Raw genomic sequence first — 20,872 nt, 5'->3', positions numbered from 1 at the left:
TTCGTCCTGATCCCGCGCGAGAACAGGGCAGGATTGAGGACCATGAGCGACACCGAATGCGAGTACGACGCCGGCGACGACGACCTCGAGCAGCGGCTCGCCACTCTCGATGAGGACCTCGCGGCCCAGCGCGCCGCCTCCCTGCGAGTCGGCCTGCAGGACTACGAGCTCGAGGACGAGGACATCGATCTCCTCGACGCGTCCGTCGAGGACCCGGACGAGGTCCGCTACCTTCCAGCGCTTCCCGTGCTCGCCATCGTGGGCCGCCCCAACGTGGGCAAGTCGGCGCTCGTCAACCGCATCCTCGGCCGCCGCGAGGCCGTGGTCGAGGACACCCCGGGCGTCACGCGCGACCGGGTCAGCTACCGCGCCGAGTGGAACGGCCGTTTCTTCACCCTCGTCGACACCGGCGGCTGGGAGCCCGACGCCCGCGGCATCGACGCCTCGGTCGCCGCGCAGGCGGAGGTCGCGGTCGATCTCGCCGACGCCGTGCTGTTCGTCGTCGACGCGGTGGTCGGCGCGACGAGCAGCGATGAGCGCGTCGTCCGGATGCTCCGGCAGAGCGGCAAGCCCGTGCTGCTGGCGGCCAACAAGGTCGACGACGCCGTCCAGGAGCCGTACATCGCCGAGCTGTGGTCGCTCGGCCTCGGCGAGCCGCACCCCGTCTCCGCCCTGCACGGGCGCGGCGTGGCGGACCTGCTGGACGCGGCGCTGACCGTGCTGCCGGAGGTCTCCGCGGTGGCGAAGGAGGAGGTCGGCGGACCCCGCAGGGTCGCCATCATCGGACGCCCGAACGTGGGCAAGTCGAGCCTGCTCAACAAGACGGCGGGGGAGGAGCGCGTCGTCGTCAACGAGGTCGCCGGCACCACGCGGGACCCGGTCGACGAGCAGATCGAGCTCGGCGGCAAGGTGTGGCGGTTCGTCGACACCGCGGGCATCCGCCGGCGCGTGCACCTGCAGCAGGGCGCCGACTTCTACGCCTCGCTCCGCACGACCGCCGCACTGGAGAAGGCCGAGGTCGCCGTCGTCCTTCTCGACGTGAGCCAGCCCATCAGCGAGCAGGACGTGCGGATCATCGACCTCGTCCTCGAGTCCGGCCGCGCCCTCGTGCTCGCGTTCAACAAGTGGGACCTCCTGGACGACGACCGGAGGCGCTACCTGGAGCGGGAGATCGAGCAGGACCTCGCGCATGTCGCGTGGGCCCCGCGCGTCAACATCTCCGCGCGCACCGGACGGCACCTCGAGAAGCTCGTGCCCGCCCTGGAGCTCGCTCTGGCCAGCTGGGACACCCGCATCGGCACGGGCAAGTTCAACGCGTTCCTCGCCGAGCTCGTGGCGGCCCATCCGCACCCGGTGCGCGGCGGACGTCAGCCGCGCATCCTGTTCGGGACGCAGGCCGCGACGCGCCCGCCGACCTTCGTCCTGTTCACGACCGGCTTCCTCGACCCCGGCTACCGGCGCTTCATCTCCCGCCGGCTGCGGGAGATCTACGGCTTCGAGGGCACGCCGATCGTCCTCAACATGCGGGTGCGGGAGCGCCGCAAGAAGTAGCCGCGCCGCGGCGGCTGCTCACATCCCGCCGCCCATCTGGGCGTCGGTCGGCGAGCGGTCACCGCTGCGCATGCCGGCGTCGAGGCGCTGGGTCACGCAGAGGAAGTTGCCCTCGCTGTCGCGGAACCATGCCGTCCGGGACTCCTCGTCGGTCACGACGCCGTTCTCGGTCTTCATGACGCCCGGGATCTCGAACTCCTCGAAGACGACCCCGCGCTCGCGCATCGTCCGCATCTCCGCGTCGAGGTCGTCGGTGCCGAAGCACAGCTGGGTGTTCTTCGCGGTGCCCGCGTTCTCGGTCTGGTAGATGTCGAAGGCGGAGCCGTCGACGTAGTAGGTCAGGAGCTGGCCCTGCTCGTGCTCCTCGGCCGCGTCCATGCCGAGCACGTCGTGGTAGTACTTGCGGGCGCGCGCCAGGTCGGCGGCGGGCAGCACCGCGTGCATCTGCTTGAGCATCTGTCTCGTCCTTTCGATGCATTTGCGCGGATGGTACGCCGGGCCCCGCGGGACGGTGAGGGGCGTCGGTCCCGCCCTCGACCCCGGCTCAGCAGCGGGTGCCTACACTGGCTGCACCGCTGATCGAGGGAGACCGGGAGCCGCTGTGGATGACCTGCTCGCCGGCGACTTCTACGGCTTCCAGGGGCTTCTCACCGAGCGCGAGGATGCCGCCGTCCGCGCCCTCCGCGACTACCTGGAGGCGGAGGTGCGGCCGCTCGCCGACGACTTCTGGGCGCGGGCCGAGTTCCCCGTGCAGGTGGCGCGCCCGCTCGGTGGGCTCGGAGTGCTCGGGACGCTGTGGGAGGAGACGCGGGCCTTCCCCGGCAGCGCGGTCTACCGGGGGTGGCTGATGCTCGAGCTGTCCCGCGTCGACGCGGGAGTCGGCGCGTTCGTCGGGATCTCGAGCGGACTCGTGATGGGCGCGCTCGGGGTGGGCGGCTCCGCCGAGCAGCGGGCCGAGTGGCTGCCCCGGCTCGCAACGGGCGAACTCGTCGGCGCCTTCGGGCTCACCGAGCCCCTCTCCGGCTCCGACTCGGCGCGGGGCCTCCGCACCACGGCGGAGCGGACGGCCGACGGGTGGGTGCTGAACGGCGCCAAGCGGTGGATCGGCAACGCCACCTTCGCCGACGTCACCGTGATCTGGGCGAAGGACGTCGCCGACGGCCAGGTGAAGGGCTTCCTCGTCGAGAAGGGGACGCCGGGCTTCGCCGCGACGAGGATCGAGAACAAGGTCAGTCTGCGGAGCGTCCAGAACGCCGACATCACGCTGAACGACGTGGTCATCCCGGAGGCTCGGCGGCTGCAGCGGATCGACTCCTTCCGGGATGTCGCCACGATCCTGCGGCTCACGCGCGCGGACGTCGCCTGGCAGGCCATCGGCGTCGCGATCGGCGCCTACGAGGCCGCGGTCCGCTATGCGGGGAGCGGGTCCAGTTCGGGGAGCCGATCGGGTCGCACCAGCTCGTGCAGGACCTCCTCGTCCGGTGCCTGGGCAACATCACCGCGAGCATCGCCCTGTGCGTGCGCGTGTCGCAGTTGCACGACGAGGGCGCCCAGCGCGACGAGCACTCGGCGCTCGCGAAGGCCTACGCGACGTCGCGCATGCGCGAGACGGTCGGCTGGGCTCGCGAGGTGCTCGGCGGCAACGGCATCGTGCTCGAGCACGGCGTCGCGCGGTTCTTCGCCGACGCCGAGGCCATCTACTCCTACGAGGGCACCCGGGAGATGAACACCCTGCTCGTCGGCCGGGCGATCACCGGCCACGCCGCCTTCGCCTGACCCGTCCACCGATCCGATCCGATCCGACCCCGAGGAGCTCCCATGCCGGACGCCGTTCTCGTCGCCGCCGCACGCACCCCGATCGGGCGGGCGGTCAAGGGCTCGCTCCGCGAGGTGCGGCCCGACGACCTCGCCACCGGGATCGTGCGCGCAGCACTCGCCCAGGTGCCGGAACTCGATCCCGCCGACCTCGACGACATCCTCCTCGGCTGCGGCATGCCAGGCGGCGAGCAGGGCATGAACATGGCCCGCATCGTGGCCGTCGGCCTCGGGCTCGACGGGGTGCCGGGCGCGACGGTCACCCGCTACTGCGCCTCCAGCGTGCAGACCACCCGCATGGCGTTCCACGCCATCAAGGCGGGGAGGGCGACGTGTTCGTGTCCGCCGGTGTGGAGTCGGTCAGCTCCACCTGGCGCGGGTCCAGCGACTACCTGCCGGGCGAGCCGCAGGCCTACCTCAATCCGCGCTTCGACGAGGCCCGGGCTCGCAGCGCCGCGCGGTCGGGCACGGGGGTGCCCCCTGGACCGACCCGCGGGAGGAGGGGCTGCTGCCGGACGCGTACATCGCGATGGGTCAGACCGCCGAGAACGTCGCCGGACTGCACGGCATCAGCCGCGCGGAGCAGGACGAGTACGCGGCGCTCAGCCAGAACCGGGCGGAGAGGGCGATCGCGTCCGGCTTCTTCGCGCGCGAGATCACGCCGGTGACGCTGCCCGACGGCTCCATCGTCGACCGGGACGACAGCCCGCGGGCCGGGGTGACGGCCGAGACGCTCGCCGGGCTCTCCCCGGTGTTCCGCCCGGACGGCACGGTCACGGCGGGGAACGCCTGCCCGCTCAACGACGGTGCCGCCGCCCTCGTCGTGATGAGCGACACCCGCGCACGCGAGCTCGGCATCGAGCCCCTCGCCCGGATCGTCGCGACGGGCGTCAGCGCCCTGTCGCCCGAGATCATGGGCCTCGGTCCCGTGGAGGCGTCCCGGCAGGCGCTCGCCCGGGCCGGGATGACGATGGATGACATGGACCTCGTCGAGCTCAACGAGGCCTTCGCCGCCCAGGTGATCCCGTCCGCGCGCGAGCTGGGGGTCGAGTACGACCGTCTCAACGTGCACGGCGGCGCGATCGCGCTCGGCCACCCCTTCGGCATGACGGGCGCACGGATCACGGCCACCCTGCTCAACGGACTCCGGCAGCGGGACGCCCAGTTCGCCCTCGAGACGATGTGCGTGGGCGGCGGCCAGGGGATGGCGCTGATCCTCGAACGCCTCCGCTGATCGAGCACGTTCCGGCTCGGATGGTGCGCTGCGCCGTACCTTTCGAGCCGGAACGCACTCGTCAGGCCTTCGGGCCGCCGGCGACGTAGAGGACCTGGCCCGAGACGAAGGACGCCTCCTCCGAGCACAGGAAGGACGCCACGGCCGCGATGTCCTCGGGCTGCCCCACGCGGCCTACCGGGATCTCCCGGGCGGCCGCCGCGAGGTAGTCCTCGAACGGCATGCCCAGACGGTCCGCCGCGGCGCGCAGCATGTCGGTGGCGATGAACCCGGGCGCGATCGCGTTGGCCGTCACGCCGAATCGCCCGAGCTCGATGGCGAGGGTCTTCGTGAAGCCCTGCAGGCCCGCCTTCGCCGCCGCGTAGTTCGCCTGCCCCCGGTTGCCGAGCGCCGAGGTGCTCGAGAGGCTGACGATGCGGCCCCACCCCGCCTCCACCTGATGCCGCTGCACGGCACGGCTCATGAGGAAGGCGCCGCGAAGGTGCACCCGCACCACCGCGTCCCAGTCGTCCTCGGTCATCCGGAACAGCAGGTTGTCCCGGAGGATGCCGGCGTTGTTGACGAGGACGGTCGGCGCGCCCAGCTCCTCCGCGGTGCGCCGCACCGCGTCCTCCACGGCGGCCGCGTCGGCGACGTCCGCCCCGATGCCGAGGGCCCGGCCGCCCGCGCGCCGGATCGCGTCCACGGTTCCGGCCGTCGCCGCCTCCTCCAGGTCGACGGCGGCGACCGCCATGCCGTCCGCGGCGAGCCGGGCCGCGATGGCGGCGCCGATCCCTCGAGCCGCGCCCGTGACCAGAGCCACTCGCTGCGCCATCGCATCCCCTTCGATCCGGCCCTCCGCATGCGGGCGACCCGAGCCTATTCCGGCTCCGAACAGGGCGGGAATGGGAAGGGCCGCCCTGCTGTTGAGGGGGATATGGCCACGACCACACTCACCAAGCAGACGCACGACGAGACCGTTGCCGACGGCATCGTCCTCATCGACTTCTGGGCCGCCTGGTGCGGTCCCTGTCGTCAGTTCGCCCCGATCTTCGAGAAGGCGAGCGAGACGCACCCCGATGTGACCTTCGCGAAGGTCGACACCGATGCCGAGCAGGAGCTCTCCGCCGAGTACGGCATCCGCTCCATCCCGACCCTCATCGTCTACCGCGACGGCATCCCCGTCTTCGGTCAGCCCGGCGCGATCCCCGGCAACGCGCTCGAGGACCTCATCGGCCAGGTGAAGGCGCTCGACATGGACGACGTCCGTGAGCGCTACGCCGCCGCGAAGGCCGCTCAGGACTCGTCCGTCTCCGCCTCCTAGCGGGGCAGCCTCCCTCGGGAGGCGCGGACACCCAAGCCCGGCAGCGCCGGCTACCCCACAGCGAAGGCCGCCACTCTCACCGAGTCGGCGGCCTTCGCCGTCCCCGCCTGCTGCGGGTAGGCTCCCGGGTGAAACCAGGCGGGGACCAGTCCACGCGATGAGGAGGGACGGTGCGAGAGCCCGGGACGGCGCGCCTGCGCGTGCGCCTAGCACCCCTCTTCCGCCTCGCCGGCCGCCTGGACGTCACGGCCGCGATGGTCGTGCTCGCGATCCTGGCCGCGATCACCCAGCTCTCCGTCGAGACGCCGGTCGCGGTCCTCCGCTACGGGCTGCCACTCGTCGTCGCCTTCGGGCTCGTCCTCGTGCATGCGGGGTCGCTGCCCCTCGCGGTGGTCCGTCCGGTCCTGGCCTCGGCCCTCGGCGTTGCCGCGAGCCTCTCCCTGCAGCTGCTGGGGGCCACCTCTCGTCGGGTCCGTGGCCGTGGTGGCCCGTCATGCTCATCACCCACACGCTCCTCGTGTTCGTGGTCGCCCTGCGCGCGCGGTGGCCGTTCGCGGTCGGCGGCTGGGCGGCGGCCGTGGTCACGTCGACGGCCGCGGTCGTCGCGACCCATCCGGAGGACACGGATGCGGCGTCGCAGAACCTGGTGATCTTCGTCTCGATCTCCGGCGGCGCGCTCGTGCTCGCGATCGTCCTCGGCCAGTGGCGGGAGATCCGAGACCAGCTGCTGCGGGAGCGGCAGGCGAGCGCCGAGGAGGTCTCGCGCCGCCTGCTCGCCGAGGACCGGGCTCGCATCGCCCGGGAGCTGCACGACGTGGTCGCCCACAGCATGTCCCTCATCAACATCCAGGCGAGCACCGCGCGATATCGCAACCCATCGCTCAACGAGGGGGCGATCGAGGAGTTCGAGGAGATCGCCACCTCGTCCCGCCAGGCCCTCAGCGAGATGCGGAGCCTCCTCGGCGTCCTCCGCCCCGACGACGCCGCGGGGGAGCTCGCCCCTCAGCCCGGTCTCGGCGACATCCCGGAGCTCGTCGCCCAGGCTCAGCGGGCAGGGCTGCGCGTGACCCTGACGACCGGAGGTCCCGGCGACGCGGCCGAGGTGTCCGAGGTCGTCGCCCTCACCGCGTATCGGGTGGTGCAGGAGGCCCTCACGAACGCCGTGCGTCACGCCGCCGCGTCCACGGTGACCGTGGTCTGCCTGCTGGAGGACGACGTGCTGCGGCTCGACATCCGCAACACTCCCGCAGTCTCCGCCCGCCCGACGAGCGGGACGCGCCTCGGGCTCGTCGGGATGAGGGAGCGCGCGATCGGTGTGGGTGGCACCCTGGAGGCGGGGGAGACGCCGGACGGCGGCTTCGCGGTCCGAGCCGTCCTGCCCATCCGCGGAGCAGGGACGAGGGCCGATCAGTGACCATCCGGGTGGCGATCGCCGATGACCAGGCCATGGTGCGGGCGGGCTTCGCCGCGCTGCTCGGCGCCCAGCAGGACATCGAGGTGACCGGCGAGGCCAGGAACGGCGAGGAGGCCGTCGCGATGGTCCTCGACTCGGGCGTCGACGTGGTCCTGATGGACGTGCGCATGCCCGTGATGGACGGCATCGAGGCGACGCGGCGGATCGTCGCGGCGGACAGCCATGTCCGGGTCGTCATGCTGACGACCTTCGACATCGACGAGTACGTCTTCGACGCGATCCGCGCCGGCGCGAGCGGGTTCCTGCTGAAGGACGCGCTGCCCGCCGAGCTGGTCAACGCCGTGCGCGTCGTGGCGGCGGGGGAGGCACTCCTCGCCCCCAGCGTGACCCGCCGGATGATCGAGCGCTTCGCGTCCGAGCCGGCGCCGCGCCGGACGGCCGTACCGGAGCTCGGGGGCCTCACCGACCGGGAGCGGGAGGTGCTGGTCCAGATCGCGCGCGGTCTCACGAACAACGAGATCGCCAGGGAGCTGTTCATCGCCGAGCAGACGGTGAAGACGCACGTCAGCCGCGTGCTCGGCAAGCTGGGGGTGCGCGACCGTGCACAGGCCGTGGTCGCGGCGTACGAGAGCGGGCTCGTCGTCGCGAATCCGCCGAGATAATCGCGGTCCGACGCCTCTTCCGCAAGGGCCCCCTACCGGGGTAGCATCCCGAACCGCTCCCCAGGGGGACGCCCCGCTCCGGGGCGGTACGTAGCGTGAACGCTATGACCTCGACACTCGCCCCCGGAGCTTTCCGCACCACACAGCCCCGACGGGTGAAGGCGGGCAGCGCCCAGACCGCGCATGCCAGCGACTACACCGCCCTCGCCAACGAGATCAAGGCCGCGGGGCTGCTCGAGCGCCGGCCCGGCTGGTACGTGATGCGCTGTGCGGCGCTCGCCCTGGCACTGGGGCTCGGCTTCGTCCTGCTCTTCACGCTGGGTCAGACCTGGTGGCAGCTGCTCGTGGCCGTGTACTTCTCCGTCGTCTTCACGCAGATCGCGTTCCTCGCCCACGACAGCGCGCACCGCCAGGTGTTCGAGTCCGGCAAGCGCAATGAATGGTTCTCCCGGGTCGTGGGGAACCTGTTCGTCGGGCTCAGCTACGGCTGGTGGATGAACAAGCACTCCAAGCACCACGCCAACCCGAACACGGTCGGCAAGGACGGCGACATCAAGCCCGGCGCGATCGCATTCACGGTCGAGGATGCCGCCGCCCGCACGGGCGCGGCCGGGTGGCTGACCTCGAAGCAGGGCTACTTCTTCTTCCCGGTGCTGCTGCTCGCGGGAATCGACCTGCACGTCAACGCCATCAAGTCGGTCGCCGGCGCCGAGCCGGTCAAGCACCGCTTCGTCGAGATGGCCCTGCTCGCCGTCCGCCTCATCGGCTTCCCGGTCCTCGTCTTCCTCGCCCTGGGTCCCGTCCTCGGCGGCGTGTTCTGGCTCGTCCAGCTGTTCGCCTTCGGCCTCTACATGGCTGGCAGCTTCGCCCCCAACCACAAGGGGATGCCGATCATCGGCGAGGGCGAGCGCGTGGACTATCTCCGCCGCCAGGTGCTGACCTCCCGCAACGTCAGCGGCCGCTGGGTCATCCCGACGGCACTCGGCGGACTGAACTACCAGGTGGAGCACCACCTCTTCCCGAACATGCCGAGCGTCAACCTCGTCAAGGCGCGGCCGATCGTCATCGCGTACTGCGAGAAGCTCGGCATCCCCTACACGGAGACGACCCTTCTGCGGTCGTACGGCATCGTCGTCCGCTACATCCACAAGGTGGGGATCAAGTCGGCCGACCCGTTCGACTGCCCGCTCGCGGCGACCTATCGGGCAGCAGCCTGACCCCTTCTCCGCACGCACGCGCCGCCGGGCCTCCGCCCGGCGGCGCTTCGTGTCTGCTCTGGGCGAAACGACCCGGGAGTACTAGTGAGTGAGCACTCACTCCGCTAGGGTCGTCGCTGTGCCGCCTCCTGTGCTCCCCGACTCCGAGACCGAGCCGTCCCGCGCCCGACCCCTCCCGCCGGAGGATCGCCGCGCCGCCATCCTCGAGGCGGCGATCCCGCTCCTCATGAAGCACGGGCGGGACGTCACGACCCGGCAGATCGCGGAGGAGGCGGGCATCGCCGAGGGCACGATCTTCCGCGCCTTCGGCGACAAGGAGTCGCTGATCCGGGCGGCGATCGAGAAGTTCCTCGATCCGGAGCCGATGCGGCGCGGACTGCGGGCCATCGATCCCGAGCTCTCCCTCGAGCAGAAGCTCAACGACATCGTCTTCCAGATGCGGGCCCGCTTCTTCGGCATCTTCGGCATCATGTCGGCGGTGGGGCCGCAGTTCGAGCGCCCCACCCAGCTCGAGGCGCGCCTCGAGTTCGCCTCGATCATCGCCGAGGTGCTGAAGCCCGATCTCGACCAGCTCAACTGGCCGCCGGACCGCACGGCGCACCTCATCCGGCTGGTCGCGTTCGCCTCGTCCCTGCCGCAGCTCAATGACGGCACCGAGTTCACGACCGCCGAACTCGCCTCCTTCCTCACCACCGGCCTCGCCGGCGTCCCCCGATCCGCGGCGCCGGCAGAAGAGGAGCACTCGTGCTGATCCGCATCCTCGCCCGATTCCTGCGCCCGCACTGGGCGCTGCTCGTCGGCGTGATCGTCTTCCAGCTGGCGCAGTCGATCGCGTCGCTCTACCTGCCGACCCTCAATGCCGACATCATCGACAACGGTGTGGCGAAGGGGGACACCGGCTACATCCTTCAGGTCGGCGTGCTCATGCTCGGCATCACGCTGGTCCAGGTCGCCTGCGCCATCGCCGCCGTCTACTTCGGGGCCCGCGCGTCGATGGGCTTCGGCCGCGACCTGCGGACCGCGATCTTCTCGCAGGTCGGCGCGTTCTCCGAGCGCGAGGTCTCGCGTTTCGGAGCGCCCAGCCTGATCACCCGCACGACCAACGACGTCCAGCAGACGCAGATGCTCGTGCTCATGACGTGCACGCTCCTCGTCTCCGCGCCCATCCTCGCGATCGGCGGGGTCATCCTCGCGCTCCAGCAGGACGTGCAGCTGTCCTGGCTGATGGCGGTCGCCATCCCCGTGATGCTGCTCGTCGTCGGCGGCATCGTCTCCCGCATGGTGCCGCTGTTCCGGCTCATGCAGGGCCGCATCGACACCGTGAATCGCGTGCTGCGGGAGCAGCTCACCGGCCTGCGGGTGGTGCGCGCCTTCGTCCGGGAGCCGGAGGAGGTGCGCCGCTTCGGCCAGGCGAACACCGACGTGACGCAGACCGCCCTCCAGGCGGGCCGGCTGTTCGCGATCGTGTTCCCCGTCGTCATGCTGGTGCTCAACGTCACGAGTGTCGGCGTGCTCTGGTTCGGGGCGTTCCGCATCGAGGACGGCTCCATGCAGGTCGGCGCGCTGACCGCGTTCCTCAGCTACCTCATCCAGATCCTCATGGCGATCATGATGGCCACCTTCATGGCGATGCTGATCCCGCGCGCCGCAGTCTCCGCGGACCGGATCGGCGAGGTGCTCGGCACCGAGTCGAGCGTCGTCGTGCCGCTGCGGCCGGTCTCCGACGTCCCGCTCTCGGGCTCGCTGCAGTTCCGCGACGTCACCTTCTCCTACCCGGGCGCCGAGGCACCCGTTCTCCGCAACCTCTCGTTCGACCTGCGGGCCGGCACGACGACGGCGATCATCGGCAGCACGGGCGCCGGCAAGACGACTCTCGTGAACCTCGTGCCCCGGCTCTTCGACGTGACCGGGGGAGCCGTGCTCGTCGACGGCGTGGATGTCCGCGACCTGGATCCCGACGCGCTGTGGGCGCGCATCGGCCTGGTCCCGCAGCGCCCCTACCTGTTCTCGGGAACGATCGCGAGCAACCTCCGCTACGGCAAGCCGGATGCGACCGAAGAGGAGCTCTGGGAGGCGCTCACCGTCGCCCAGGCGCGGGACTTCGTGGAGGAGCTCCCCGAGGGCCTCGAGGCCCCCATCTCGCAGGGCGGCACCAACGTGTCCGGCGGCCAGCGTCAGCGGCTCGCCATCGCTCGGGCCCTCGTGAAGCGCCCCGAGATCTACGTCTTCGACGACTCCTTCTCGGCCCTCGACACGGCGACGGACGCCCGGCTGAGACGCGCGCTCGCCAGTGAGGTCGGCGACGCGGCGGTGCTCGTGGTCGCCCAGCGCGTGTCGACCATCCTCGGGGCCGACCAGATCCTCGTCCTCGACCATGGCGAGATCGTCGCGCGGGGGACCCACGAGGAGCTCCTCGAGACCTCACCCACCTACGTCGAGATCGTCGACAGCCAGCTGAGCGCGGAGGAGGCGGCATGAGCCAGACCAGGGCACCCGGACGTCCGATGGGACGCGGACCGGGCGGTGGCGGCCCCTTCGCCGGGATGATGGCGCCGGTGCAGAAGCCGATGCAGTTCGGCCCCTCGGCCAAGCGCGTGCTCGGCCGGCTGCGCCCCGAGCGCGGCCTCGTGGCACTCGTGGTGCTGCTCGGCGTCGTGAGCGTCACGCTCTCCGTCATCGGCCCCAAGCTGCTCGGCGAGGCGACGAACATCATCTTCGACGGCCTGATCTCGCGCTCCTCCCTGCCGGGGCGACGAAGGCGCAGATCCTCCAGGGCCTCCGCGCCGACGGCCAGAACGACCGGGCCGACCTGCTGCAGGACATGAACCTCAGGCCCGGGGAGGGCATCGACTTCGGCGCGCTGGGCACGGTGCTGCTGATCACGCTCGCCCTCTACGTCGTCGCGTCGCTGTTCATGTGGCTTCAGGGCTACGTGCTCAACGGCGTCGTGCAGCGCACGGTCTTCCGGATGCGCGAGGAAGTCGAGGCGAAGCTCAACCGGCTGCCGCTCGGCTACGTCGACAGGATGCAGCGCGGCGAGCTGCTGAGCCGGGTCACGAACGACATCGACAACGTGTCGCAGAGCCTGCAGCAGACCCTCAGCCAGCTCATCACATCGCTGCTGACGGTGATCGGCGTGCTCGTCATGATGTTCGTGATCTCCCCGCTGCTCGCGGTGATCGCGCTCATCACCATCCCGCTCACCGCGGTCATCACGGCGGCGATCGGCAAGCGGTCGCAGAAGCTGTTCGTGGCGCAGTGGACGCACACCGGCGCCCTCAACGCGGAGATCGAGGAGGCCTTCACGGGCCACTCCCTGGTCAAGGTGTTCGGGCGCCAGCGCGAGGTGGAGCGACGGTTCGCGAAGAAGAACGACGACCTCTACGACGCCGGCTTCGGCGCCCAGTTCATCAGCGGCATCATCATGCCTTCGATGATGTTCGTCGGGAACCTCGTTTACGTCGTCATCGCGGTCGTCGGCGGGCTGATGGTCGCGAACGGCAGCATGCGCCTCGGCGACGTGCAGGCGTTCATCCAGTACTCCCGCCAGTTCACCCAGCCCCTCAGCCAGCTGGGGTCGATGGCCAACCTCCTGCAGTCGGGGGTCGCGAGCGCCGAGCGCGTGTTCGAGCTCCTGGACGCCGAGGAGCAGTCGCCCGATCCGGTCCCCGCCCAGTCGCCGACCGGCACCAAGGGGCGCCTCGCCTTCGAGCACGTCTCGTTCCGCTACGAGGAGGACAAGCCGCTCATCGACGACCTGTCGCTGCTCGCCGAGCCGGGGCAGACGGTCGCAATCGTGGGTCCCACGGGCGCAGGCAAGACCACGCTCGTGAACCTCATGATGCGGTTCTACGAGGTGCAGTCCGGGCGGATCACGCTAGACGGCGTCGACATCGCGTCGATGACGCGGGCCGACCTCCGCTCCCGGCTCGGCATGGTGCTGCAGGACACCTGGCTCTTCGGCGGCACCATCCGCGACAACATCGCCTACGCCCGTCCGGGCGCGACCGAGGAGGAGATCCTCGAGGTCGCCCGCGCCAGCTACGTCGACCGGTTCGTGCACGCCCTGCCGGACGGCTACGACACCGTGCTCGACGACGAGGCGTCGAACATCAGCGCGGGGGAGAAGCAGCTGATCACGATCGCGCGGGCGTTCCTGTCGCGCCCGACCGTGCTCATCCTCGACGAGGCGACCAGCTCGGTGGACACCCGGACGGAGGTCCTCGTCCAGCAGGCGATGGGTGCGCTGCGGAAGGGGCGCACGAGCTTCGTGATCGCGCACCGCCTCTCCACGATCCGGGACGCGGACCTCATCCTCGTGATGGAGCAGGGCAGCATCGTCGAGCAGGGCACCCACGAGGAGCTGCTCGCCGCAGGCGGCGCGTACGCGCGCCTCTACGAGGCCCAGTTCGCGATGCCGGTCGACGCCGAGTAGGAGCGCGGCGCGGCGGTCCGCTCGCTCACTGCAGCGTGATGGAGGTGAGCGGACCGCCCGCGTACTGGACAGCACCACCGCCGTCCGGGGTGAACGGCACGATCGCCGAGATCCCGTAGGTGCCGGCGGTGAGCGGCGGGAGGCCCTCCCGGAATGCCTCGGACTCCTCGTCCACCGAGTCGCAGCGCACCGTCCGGAGGGTCGCGGGCAGTTCCATCGACTCGCCCGGGTCGAGGTCGATCTCCAACGCCAGCTGGATGACCGGACCGTTCGAGTGCCACACCGTGGTGCCGTTCTCGGAGACGGTGACTGCTGGGCGGGCCCCCGTCCAGCCCACGGCACGCGCGGTTCCGGTGTTGGTGAGGGTGACGGTGCCGGCGACCTCGCCGCCGTCCGCCGGTGCCGCGCCGGGGAAGTGCGGGGTGGCGACGAGTCCGGACTCGACCGGTGCCAGCTCGGCGAGCGGCCCGCCGCAGCCGTTCACCTTCTCGGGTGGGGCGAGGTCGATTCCGTTCCCTCCCGCCGCCCCACCGCTGGTGTCGCCCGGCGTGGGCTCACCGGGGGCGACGCCCTCACCGGCGGGCTGGGCGTCGCCGCTCGGAGCGAGGCTCGTCGCGAAGAACAGCGTCGCCGCGGATACGGCGACCACCAGGACACCGACCACCGCGGCCGCGATGCCGCCCGCGCGAGGGCTGCCCTCAGGGTTCGTGCTCATGCTGCTCCTTGCTGCGGACGGCTGCGTCGCCCTCATTCTCCTGTCTGCCACCGCGAAGTGAAGGGGCGAAGGGCGAACGCGCCCGGGTCGGCGCACGCCGGGCGGGCCGGGTAGCGTGAGGCCATGGCCGACACCGCCGTCGCATCCCCGGTGCTTCTCCCGCTCGACCCGCGCGGCTCGCTCGCCGCACCCGTCGCCGCCCGCCTCGCCGGTCTGATCTCGGCGGCACCCGGCCGTCCGCGGCGGACCTCCACCGCCCCTTCGACGGGTCGGCACTCGCCGACCTGCCCATCTCCGCCCCCGACGATGTGCGCGACGCGGTGCGCGGAGCCCGCGCGGCGCAGGCCGACTGGGCGGCTCGTCCGCTGCGCGAGCGGTCCGCCGTGTTCCTGCGCTTCCACGACCTGCTGCTGGAGCGCCAGGAGCAGGTGCTCGACATCATGCAGCTGGAGACCGGCAAGGCGCGGATCGACGCGTTCGAGGAGCTCGAAGACGCGGCCCTCACGGCTCGGCACTACGCGCGGAGCGCTGGGCGCCACCTCCGGCCCCGCCGGCGCCAGGGCGCCATCCCCGTGCTCACCCAGACCGTCGAGCACCACCGGCCCAAGGGCGTGGTGGGCGTGATCAGCCCCTGGAACTACCCGCTCACCCTGGCCGTCTCGGACGCGGTTCCTGCGCTGCTCGCCGGGAACGGGATCGTGCTGAAGCCCGACTCGCAGACCCCGTTCACCGCGCTGGCCGCCGTCGAGCTGCTCTACGAGGCGGGCCTGCCACGGGGCCTCTTCCGCGTCGTCTGCGGCCCCGGCGCGGAACTCGGTGGGCCGCTGATCGACAGCGTCGACTACCTGATGTTCACCGGCTCCACCGCGACCGGTCGGCTCCTCGCGGAGCAGTGCGGCCGGCGCCTCATCGGCTTCTCCGCCGAGCTCGGCGGCAAGAACCCGCTGCTCGTGCTCGAGGACGCCGACGTCCGGCGCGCGGTGGACGGCGTCGTGCACGCGTGCTTCGCGAACTCGGGTCAGCTGTGCATCAGCATCGAGCGGATCTACGTCGTGGATGCGATCTACGACCGGTTCGTGCCGGCGTTCCTCGAGCGGGTTCGCTCCTCCGGCTCGCCTCAGGCCTGACCTGGGACGCCGAGATGGGGTCGCTCGTCAGCACTCAGCAGGTCGACACGGTCACCCGCCACACCGCTGATGCCGTGGCGAAGGGCGCGCGGGTGCTCGCGGGCGGCAAGGCACGGCCGGATCTCGGCCCGCTGTTCTTCGAGCCGACCGTGCTCGACGGCGTGACCGACGACATGACGCTCGGCCGCGACGAAACCTTCGGGCCGGTGGTCGCGCTGTACCGGGTGCGGGACGAGGCGGAGGCCATCGCCCGCGCGAACGACTCCTCCTACGGCCTCAACGCGAGCGTCTGGTCGACCGCCGCCCATGGCAAGCGGGTCGCGGCGGCCCTCCGCGTCGGCACCGTCAACGTCAACGAGGGCTACTCCGCCGCATGGGCGTCGCACGATGCCCCGATGGGCGGAGTCAAGGACTCCGGGATGGGGCGGCGGCACGGGCGCGAGGGCATCCTCAAGTACACCGACCCCCAGACCGTCGCCGTGCAGCGGCTGCTGCCGCTCGAGCCATTCGGCGGCCTGTCCAACGAGCGGTACGCGCGGGGCATGACCGCCGCGGTGAAGGTGCTCCGCCGCCTGCCGTTCCTCGAGTAGGGGAGCGGTCATGGGTGGAACGGCACTCTCCGGCAGCACGGTCCTCGTCACCGGTGGCGGCAGCGGCATCGGCCGGCTGATGGCGCTCGGTGCGGCCGGCGCGGCGCGCGCGTCGTTCTCTGGGACCTGGATGAGGCGGCAGGAACCCGCGTCCGCGATCGCATCCGCTCGCTCGGCGGCACCGCGCACGCCTTCAGGGTGAACGTCGCGGACCGGGACCAGGTGCGCGAGGCTGCGGCCGCGACCCTCGCCGCCGTCGACCGCGTCGACGTGCTGGTCAACAACGCGGGCGTGGTGACGGGGAAGCCGCTGCTGGAGGCGTCCGAGGACCAGATCCAGCGGACGTTCGACGTCAACGTCCTCGCCCTCTACTGGGTGACCCGGGCCTTCCTGCCCGGCATGCTGACCCGCCGGCGCGGCACCGTCGTGACGGTGGCGAGCGCCGCCGGCCTCATCGGCGTCGCCCGGCAGACCGACTACGCGGCGAGCAAGCACGCCGCCGTCGGCTTCGACGAGTCGCTGCGGGCGGAGCTCCGCGGCTCGGGCCGCGGCGTCCGGACGCTGGTCGTGTGCCCGTACTACATCGACACGGGCATGTTCGAGGGGTCCGCTCCCGCTTCCCCTTCTGCTGCCGATCCTCGATCCGAAGCGCGTCGCCCGGCAGGTGCTGGACGGGATCGAGTCGGGCCGCGCTCGCCTGCTGCTCCCGCCGCTGGTGCGGCTGGTCCCCGTGCTGCGGGTGCTCCCGGCGCCCGTCTTCGATGCCGTCGCCGACCTCCTCGGCATCAACACCTCGATGGCGCACTTCACCGGGCGTGCCGCCCCGATCGCACGCACCGGCGCGGGAGGCGACGACGGCGCCAGGTCGCCGTAGCGGATGCGCGCGCCCGTACGCTGACGGGATGCCGTCGCTGATCGCGTTCGCCCCCACCCTGGTGGGCGTCGCGGTCCTGATGGCGGCGACGATCGGGGTGCTCGCGCTCTCCGGTGTCCCCGGCCGCTTCGCACCCGCCCTCGCGATCCTCCGCGGCGCGGTCCAGCTCGCCGCCATCAGCCTGATCCTCGCCGGCGTCATCACGAGTCCGATCTGGGTCGCGATCGCCCTGCTCGTGATGTTCACGGTCGCGGCGCTCACTGCGACCCGACGGCTGGGAGGGACGGCCCACCTGTTCGGGATCGTCGCCTTCGGGATGGCGGCCGGGGTGGCCCTCACGCTGCTCATCGTGTTCGTGACGGGAGCCATCGCCTTCACGCCGCGCTTTGCGCTCGCCATCGGCGGCATCGTGATCGGCAACTCGATGTCGATCGCCACGCTCGCCGGGCGCCGCTTCACCGAGTCGGTGGGGGAGCAGTGGGAGCAGGTCGAGGGCTGGCTCGCCCTCGGTGCGACGCCTCGTCAGTCGACGCTGGACCTGGCGCGCCGAGCCGTGTACTCGGCGCTGATCCCGTCGACCGACCAGACGAAGACCACGGGGCTCGTGACGCTTCCTGGTGCCTTCGTCGGCGCGATCTTCGGCGGCATCTCGCCACTGGAGGCGGGGCGATTCCAGATCGTGGTGCTCGCCGCCATCATGGCCGCGGGCTCGCTCACCGCGGTGGTGATCGTCCGCGGCATCGCGCCGGTGCGGGTGAAGCCGGCCCCGCTGCGCTGAGGAACCGCCGGCCGGCACGAGGAACAGGGGTAGGGACTCGGCGACCCGCGAGGGGTAGCGTCGCGTCATCGCCGACGGCACGCAGGCTGATGCGGCCGCATGGCAGAGAGGGGCGCGTCATGCATCGACGTGGGAGCCGGCTCGCGGCCGCCGTGCTGATCACAGCGGGCACCCTCGGCCTGGTCGGCTGCGGCGGCCAGCCGGCAGGATCGGGGACGAGCGCTCCGCCGCCCTCCGCCTCGGCAGCGCCGACGCCGACGCCCACTCCCTCGGCGTCGCCGGCCGAGCAGGGGTGCCCACCGAACGACGCGTCGGTGCCCTCCGACGCCGACATCGCGTCCATCGAGGATGTGGACGGGGACGGCCGACCGGACGAGGAGTTCTACACGGAGGAGGGCGTCGACGGAGCGGGCTTCCAGTACGGCATCCGCACCGCCTCCGGCGCCGTGATCACGCTGAAGGATGACCTCGCCGGCCCGGGCGTGCACAGCGGCTGGACCTCGAAGCGGCAGAGCGCCATCGTGACCGTGCTCGACGACGGCCGGACGGCGACGCTGCACGCCTTCCTCGACTGCGGCTTCGTCGTCACCCTGAACGAGCAGGGGCAGCCGTACACGTTCGGGCTGAACGGCTTCTCGGATGCGGGCACCGGTGTGAAGTGCACGGACGAGAACGGCGGTCCGCTGCTGGCGGGGGTTCTGGCCGCGCGGCAGGCGGACGGCACCTACACGATCACGGGCACAATCGTGCATCCGCTGGATGGCGGCACGAGCGCCCGAAACGAGTCTTCGTTCGACATCGCGTCGGGTCTGCCCGAAGGCGATCCTCAGGTGAAGCTGGCGATGACCTCGACGTGCGGGGACGTGCCGAAGGTCGGCACGAGCGGGAAGTGATCCGGCTGGGCGGCGCTCGCCGGTGAACGATCCAGGTCAGCCGCCGGGTGGTCCGGGCAGCCGTCCGGCTCGTCGAGGCCTCTGGTCGGGGTCGACCCACGGCGGCGGGATCAGGTACGGGATGCCAGCCTCGAACCGGACGGCCCAGCCCTCGTTGTCGAAGATCCGATGGTGGAACTTGCAGAACAACAGGCCGTTGCTGATGTCGGTCGGCCCGTGCGGCCTGCCTGCCTGATCCCAGCTCTCGATGTGGGCCGCTTCGCACTGGGAGGGCGGCACGTTGCACGTCCCCCAGCCGCATCCGCCGTCCCGCACGGCCATCGCGTAGCGCTGAGCTTCGCTGAAGAGCCGCCGGCCCTGCCCGAGGTCGAGCGGCTGGGACTCCCCGCCGAGGACGACGGGGATGATCTTCGCGTCGCACGCGAGGCGCCGGGCGGTGGCGGCGCTGATCGGTTCGTCGACTCCGAAGATGGTCGCCGTGCCGATCCCGGTGACGAGAGCCTCCTGCGTCATGGTGACGAGGAGGACGACAGGTGTGCCGGACATATCGCCGTCATCCAGTCGGATGCTGTCGCGGGCGATGGAGACCAGGGCGTCGAGCCGTCGCTGCGCCAGCGGACGCTTGTCGACCAGAGATTCGTCGGTGGGCGCGTCGTCCTCGCCAATGAAGCGCACTTCACGGGCGGGCGCAGTCCTCGCCTGGATGGCCGTCTTCAGCCAGCCGTCGGCCTCCGGGTGCGCGTCGATCACGTAGCGGACCATCCCGTTCCCGAGCGGCATCATGCGCAGGCCCGACTTGGCTCGCAGCGCTTCCTCTCGCGGGGCGGCGCCCTCCGGATCCCAGTGGTCGCGGAGGGCATTGCCGAGGCGGGCCAGCTGAGGGAGTGTCAGGACGTCGGCCTGGCTGAGCAGGAAGCATTCCGCGGAAGCCTGCTGCTCCGGCGTCGTGTGAGCTCCGATCTCCTCGAGCGTGCGGACGATGATGCGGGCGGCGTCCGCACCGATGCGGCCGCCGTCCAGCGCCGCCTCCAACTCCGGATGGAGGCGGGGGAGCGGCTCCCCGGCGAGAGTGCTCCGCGGCGCGAGCTGCTGCCCGGTCCGGCACCAGTCGGCCGCGCGAGTGGGTGAGATGTGCCCTGCGGTGGCGACGACCATCGCGGCGCTGCGCTCACCCAGCCTCCGAGCGAGCGGCTCCGCGACGTCCCGTGCCGAGCGCGCCGCGATCTCTCCCGAGACCCGGACCGCCACCGCGTCGACCAGGTTGGCGAGCGTGCCGATCTGGGATGCGAGGTCGAGGAGTGCCGTGTCCGTGGAGCCCGCGACGACCTGGGAGAGCTCGGCGGCATCGCCGGCCCAGGCCAGCTCCGTGACCCTCTCCGCGAGGGCTGCCGCCCGCTGCGCGAGAGTGTCGGATGGCCGTTCCATGCGAGAATTGTGCACCCACCCTCCGACACTGCCTTTCCTGGTCAGAAGCGGCTTTGGAGTCTCTCGTCAGCCCGTCCGAAGGGCTGATCCGGCCCTCTTCGCCGCTCCCGACAGCGAGTGCCAGAGCAGCGATGCGGCGTAGGTCGAGTATGGCGACCAGGGGCGTCCCAGCTCCACGACGCTCTCCGGAGTGGGGATCTCCTCGAGGTCCCAGGCGAGCTGCACAGCATGCCGGATGCCGAGGTCCCCAGCCGGAAGCACGTCGGGCCGGCGCAGCTGATGGATGAGGAACATCTGCGCCGTCCACGGTCCAACCCCTTCACCGCGGTGAGGGCGGCCAGCACCTCCGCATCCGGAAGACCGTCCAGCGCGTCCACATCGAGGGTGCCCGTGCGCTGCCGCTCCGCCAGGTCGAGGAGCGATACCGTCTTGGCGTGCGACAGCCCTGCCGCCCGCAGACGCTCCGGTCCGAGCTCGACGATGTCCTCCGCCGTCAGCAGCCCGCCCGCGGGTCCATGGATGCGCGAGAAGATCGAGAGGGCCGCGCTGGTCGAGATCTGCTGACTGGTGATGTGCAGCGCGAGCGCCGCGAAGTTGCTCGAGCCGGCGGCGTCGGCCGCCGGCCAGGAGAAGGGGTCGGCGGGGCCCTGCCGTTCCAGAAGGCGCGCGAGCACGGCGTCGGTTGTGGACAGGTAGTCGTACGGCGCCAGGTCGGTCATCCGTCGATCCTGGGGAGGTGGGCCGGGGCAGGCAAGGCACCTCGTCCTGCGGTGTGCAGGTGGGGCGAGCGCGGGCGTCGCGGGTCCGGGGATGCCGGTAAGCTATCCGAGGTCCTCGGC

The 20,872-nt window shown here is 71.4% G+C and carries 17 protein-coding genes and 4 pseudogenes; 15 read left to right on the top strand and 6 right to left on the bottom strand.

The features are described 5' to 3' along the window. Nucleotides 1-42: 42 nt before the first annotated feature. Entirely contained in the window at nucleotides 43-1,551 is a 1,509-nt protein-coding gene (der, locus tag QUE51_RS16380; protein WP_286277411.1) for a ribosome biogenesis GTPase Der, read from the top strand. Between the two features lie 18 nt (nucleotides 1,552-1,569). Here der and QUE51_RS16375 read toward each other — a convergent pair whose 3' ends face one another. After that, nucleotides 1,570-2,007 (bottom strand): VOC family protein, encoded by a 438-nt coding sequence (locus QUE51_RS16375; RefSeq protein ID WP_286277410.1) that lies wholly within the window; start codon nucleotides 2,005-2,007, stop codon nucleotides 1,570-1,572. 145 nt (nucleotides 2,008-2,152) lie between these two features. Between QUE51_RS16375 and QUE51_RS16370 the strand changes: the two are divergent. Next, nucleotides 2,153-3,327 (top strand): annotated as a pseudogene (locus tag QUE51_RS16370) (acyl-CoA dehydrogenase family protein). 42 nt (nucleotides 3,328-3,369) lie between these two features. Then, a pseudogene (locus QUE51_RS16365) lies at nucleotides 3,370-4,600 on the top strand (acetyl-CoA C-acetyltransferase). A gap of 61 nt (nucleotides 4,601-4,661) precedes the next feature. Here the strand turns inward: QUE51_RS16365 and fabG are convergent. Next, complete coding sequence (gene fabG, locus QUE51_RS16360; protein WP_286277409.1) at nucleotides 4,662-5,414, bottom strand: 3-oxoacyl-ACP reductase FabG; 753 nt, start codon at nucleotides 5,412-5,414, stop codon at nucleotides 4,662-4,664. 102 nt (nucleotides 5,415-5,516) lie between these two features. On the opposite strand from fabG, the gene trxA reads away from it, so the two are divergent. Further along, the gene (gene trxA / locus QUE51_RS16355; RefSeq protein WP_286277408.1) at nucleotides 5,517-5,903 is read left to right on the top strand and encodes a thioredoxin; all 387 of its coding nucleotides are present in this window, start codon (nucleotides 5,517-5,519) and stop codon (nucleotides 5,901-5,903) included. Nucleotides 5,904-6,109: 206 nt separating this feature from the next. On the opposite strand, the gene QUE51_RS16350 is transcribed toward trxA, so the two are convergent. Next, nucleotides 6,110-6,271 carry a hypothetical protein gene (locus tag QUE51_RS16350; protein WP_286277407.1) on the bottom strand — a complete coding sequence of 54 codons (162 nt, stop codon included), beginning with the start codon at nucleotides 6,269-6,271 and terminating at the stop codon, nucleotides 6,110-6,112. 125 nt (nucleotides 6,272-6,396) lie between these two features. Between QUE51_RS16350 and QUE51_RS16345 the strand changes: the two genes are divergently transcribed. The 6 genes and pseudogenes from QUE51_RS16345 to QUE51_RS16320 all read left to right on the top strand — a co-directional run bounded on the left by QUE51_RS16345 (nucleotide 6,397) and on the right by QUE51_RS16320 (nucleotide 13,631). Further along, complete coding sequence (locus QUE51_RS16345) at nucleotides 6,397-7,317, top strand: sensor histidine kinase (protein ID WP_286277406.1); 921 nt, start codon at nucleotides 6,397-6,399, stop codon at nucleotides 7,315-7,317. Further along, nucleotides 7,314-7,979, top strand: coding sequence for a response regulator (locus QUE51_RS16340; protein WP_286277405.1), 666 nt, complete (start codon nucleotides 7,314-7,316; stop codon nucleotides 7,977-7,979). The genes QUE51_RS16345 and QUE51_RS16340 overlap by 4 nt, the downstream gene beginning before the upstream one ends. Nucleotides 7,980-8,083: 104 nt before the next feature. Continuing rightward, nucleotides 8,084-9,196 carry a fatty acid desaturase family protein gene (locus QUE51_RS16335; protein ID WP_286277404.1) on the top strand — a complete coding sequence of 371 codons (1,113 nt, stop codon included), beginning with the start codon at nucleotides 8,084-8,086 and terminating at the stop codon, nucleotides 9,194-9,196. Nucleotides 9,197-9,284: 88 nt separating this feature from the next. Beyond that, nucleotides 9,285-9,947, top strand: coding sequence for a TetR/AcrR family transcriptional regulator (locus QUE51_RS16330; RefSeq protein ID WP_286277403.1), 663 nt, complete (start codon nucleotides 9,285-9,287; stop codon nucleotides 9,945-9,947). Continuing rightward, nucleotides 9,941-11,674, top strand: a complete 1,734-nt coding sequence (locus QUE51_RS16325) for an ABC transporter ATP-binding protein (protein WP_286277402.1) — start codon at nucleotides 9,941-9,943, stop codon at nucleotides 11,672-11,674. The genes QUE51_RS16330 and QUE51_RS16325 overlap by 7 nt, the downstream gene beginning before the upstream one ends. Then, nucleotides 11,671-13,631, top strand: a pseudogene (locus tag QUE51_RS16320) (ABC transporter ATP-binding protein). Before QUE51_RS16325 ends, QUE51_RS16320 begins: the two are co-directional and overlap by 4 nt. A gap of 25 nt (nucleotides 13,632-13,656) precedes the next feature. Here QUE51_RS16320 and QUE51_RS16315 read toward each other — a convergent pair. Further along, nucleotides 13,657-14,346, bottom strand: a complete 690-nt coding sequence (locus tag QUE51_RS16315) for a hypothetical protein (protein ID WP_286277401.1) — start codon at nucleotides 14,344-14,346, stop codon at nucleotides 13,657-13,659. A 143-nt stretch (nucleotides 14,347-14,489) separates the two neighbouring features. Here QUE51_RS16315 and QUE51_RS16310 point away from each other — a divergent pair. From QUE51_RS16310 to QUE51_RS16295, 5 genes and pseudogenes are all read left to right on the top strand, one after another. Next, a pseudogene (locus QUE51_RS16310) lies at nucleotides 14,490-16,063 on the top strand (succinic semialdehyde dehydrogenase). A 10-nt stretch (nucleotides 16,064-16,073) separates the two neighbouring features. Continuing rightward, nucleotides 16,074-16,265: a hypothetical protein gene (locus QUE51_RS18305; RefSeq protein WP_350226681.1), complete on the top strand. Its 192-nt coding sequence runs from the start codon at nucleotides 16,074-16,076 to the stop codon at nucleotides 16,263-16,265. Continuing rightward, nucleotides 16,190-16,978, top strand: a complete 789-nt coding sequence (locus QUE51_RS16305) for an SDR family NAD(P)-dependent oxidoreductase (protein WP_350226791.1) — start codon at nucleotides 16,190-16,192, stop codon at nucleotides 16,976-16,978. Before QUE51_RS18305 ends, QUE51_RS16305 begins: the two co-directional genes overlap by 76 nt. After that, nucleotides 16,966-17,715 carry an ABC transporter permease gene (locus tag QUE51_RS16300; RefSeq protein ID WP_286277400.1) on the top strand — a complete coding sequence of 250 codons (750 nt, stop codon included), beginning with the start codon at nucleotides 16,966-16,968 and terminating at the stop codon, nucleotides 17,713-17,715. The genes QUE51_RS16305 and QUE51_RS16300 overlap by 13 nt, the downstream gene beginning before the upstream one ends. A 119-nt stretch (nucleotides 17,716-17,834) precedes the next feature. Continuing rightward, a complete protein-coding gene (locus QUE51_RS16295; RefSeq protein WP_286277399.1) occupies nucleotides 17,835-18,608 on the top strand; it encodes a hypothetical protein in 774 nt (257 codons plus the stop codon). A 36-nt stretch (nucleotides 18,609-18,644) separates the two neighbouring features. Here QUE51_RS16295 and QUE51_RS16290 read toward each other — a convergent pair whose 3' ends face one another. Next, nucleotides 18,645-20,033: a DUF222 domain-containing protein gene (locus QUE51_RS16290; protein WP_286277398.1), complete on the bottom strand. Its 1,389-nt coding sequence runs from the start codon at nucleotides 20,031-20,033 to the stop codon at nucleotides 18,645-18,647. A gap of 41 nt (nucleotides 20,034-20,074) precedes the next feature. Beyond that, nucleotides 20,075-20,752 (bottom strand): DNA glycosylase family protein, encoded by a 678-nt coding sequence (locus tag QUE51_RS16285; RefSeq protein ID WP_286277397.1) that lies wholly within the window; start codon nucleotides 20,750-20,752, stop codon nucleotides 20,075-20,077. Nucleotides 20,753-20,872: the final 120 nt, after the last annotated feature.

Origin of the sequence: Naasia aerilata (genome assembly GCF_030296595.1) — a bacterium.
In the GTDB taxonomy this organism is placed as follows: Bacteria; Actinomycetota; Actinomycetes; order Actinomycetales; family Microbacteriaceae; genus Naasia; species Naasia aerilata.
Note: the sequence above shows the minus strand (reverse complement) of the source record. Positions and strands in the feature narration are given on the sequence as shown.

Bases quoted from the DNA above. Each gene is read 5' to 3' on its own strand.
- QUE51_RS16290 (WP_286277398.1), bottom strand. From the start codon at position 20,033: ATGGAACGGCCATCCGACACTCTCGCGCAGCGGGCGGCAGCCCTCGCG.
- QUE51_RS16375 (WP_286277410.1), bottom strand. From the start codon at position 2,007: ATGCTCAAGCAGATGCACGCGGTGCTGCCCGCCGCCGACCTGGCGCGC.
- der (WP_286277411.1), top strand. From the start codon at position 43: ATGAGCGACACCGAATGCGAGTACGACGCCGGCGACGACGACCTCGAG.
- fabG (WP_286277409.1), bottom strand. From the start codon at position 5,414: ATGGCGCAGCGAGTGGCTCTGGTCACGGGCGCGGCTCGAGGGATCGGC.
- QUE51_RS16285 (WP_286277397.1), bottom strand. From the start codon at position 20,752: ATGACCGACCTGGCGCCGTACGACTACCTGTCCACAACCGACGCCGTG.
- QUE51_RS16345 (WP_286277406.1), top strand. From the start codon at position 6,397: ATGCTCATCACCCACACGCTCCTCGTGTTCGTGGTCGCCCTGCGCGCG.
- QUE51_RS16335 (WP_286277404.1), top strand. From the start codon at position 8,084: ATGACCTCGACACTCGCCCCCGGAGCTTTCCGCACCACACAGCCCCGA.
- QUE51_RS18305 (WP_350226681.1), top strand. From the start codon at position 16,074: ATGGGTGGAACGGCACTCTCCGGCAGCACGGTCCTCGTCACCGGTGGC.
- trxA (WP_286277408.1), top strand. From the start codon at position 5,517: ATGGCCACGACCACACTCACCAAGCAGACGCACGACGAGACCGTTGCC.
- QUE51_RS16350 (WP_286277407.1), bottom strand. From the start codon at position 6,271: ATGCACGAGGACGAGCCCGAAGGCGACGACGAGTGGCAGCCCGTAGCG.
- QUE51_RS16300 (WP_286277400.1), top strand. From the start codon at position 16,966: ATGCCGTCGCTGATCGCGTTCGCCCCCACCCTGGTGGGCGTCGCGGTC.
- QUE51_RS16295 (WP_286277399.1), top strand. From the start codon at position 17,835: ATGCATCGACGTGGGAGCCGGCTCGCGGCCGCCGTGCTGATCACAGCG.
- QUE51_RS16315 (WP_286277401.1), bottom strand. From the start codon at position 14,346: ATGAGCACGAACCCTGAGGGCAGCCCTCGCGCGGGCGGCATCGCGGCC.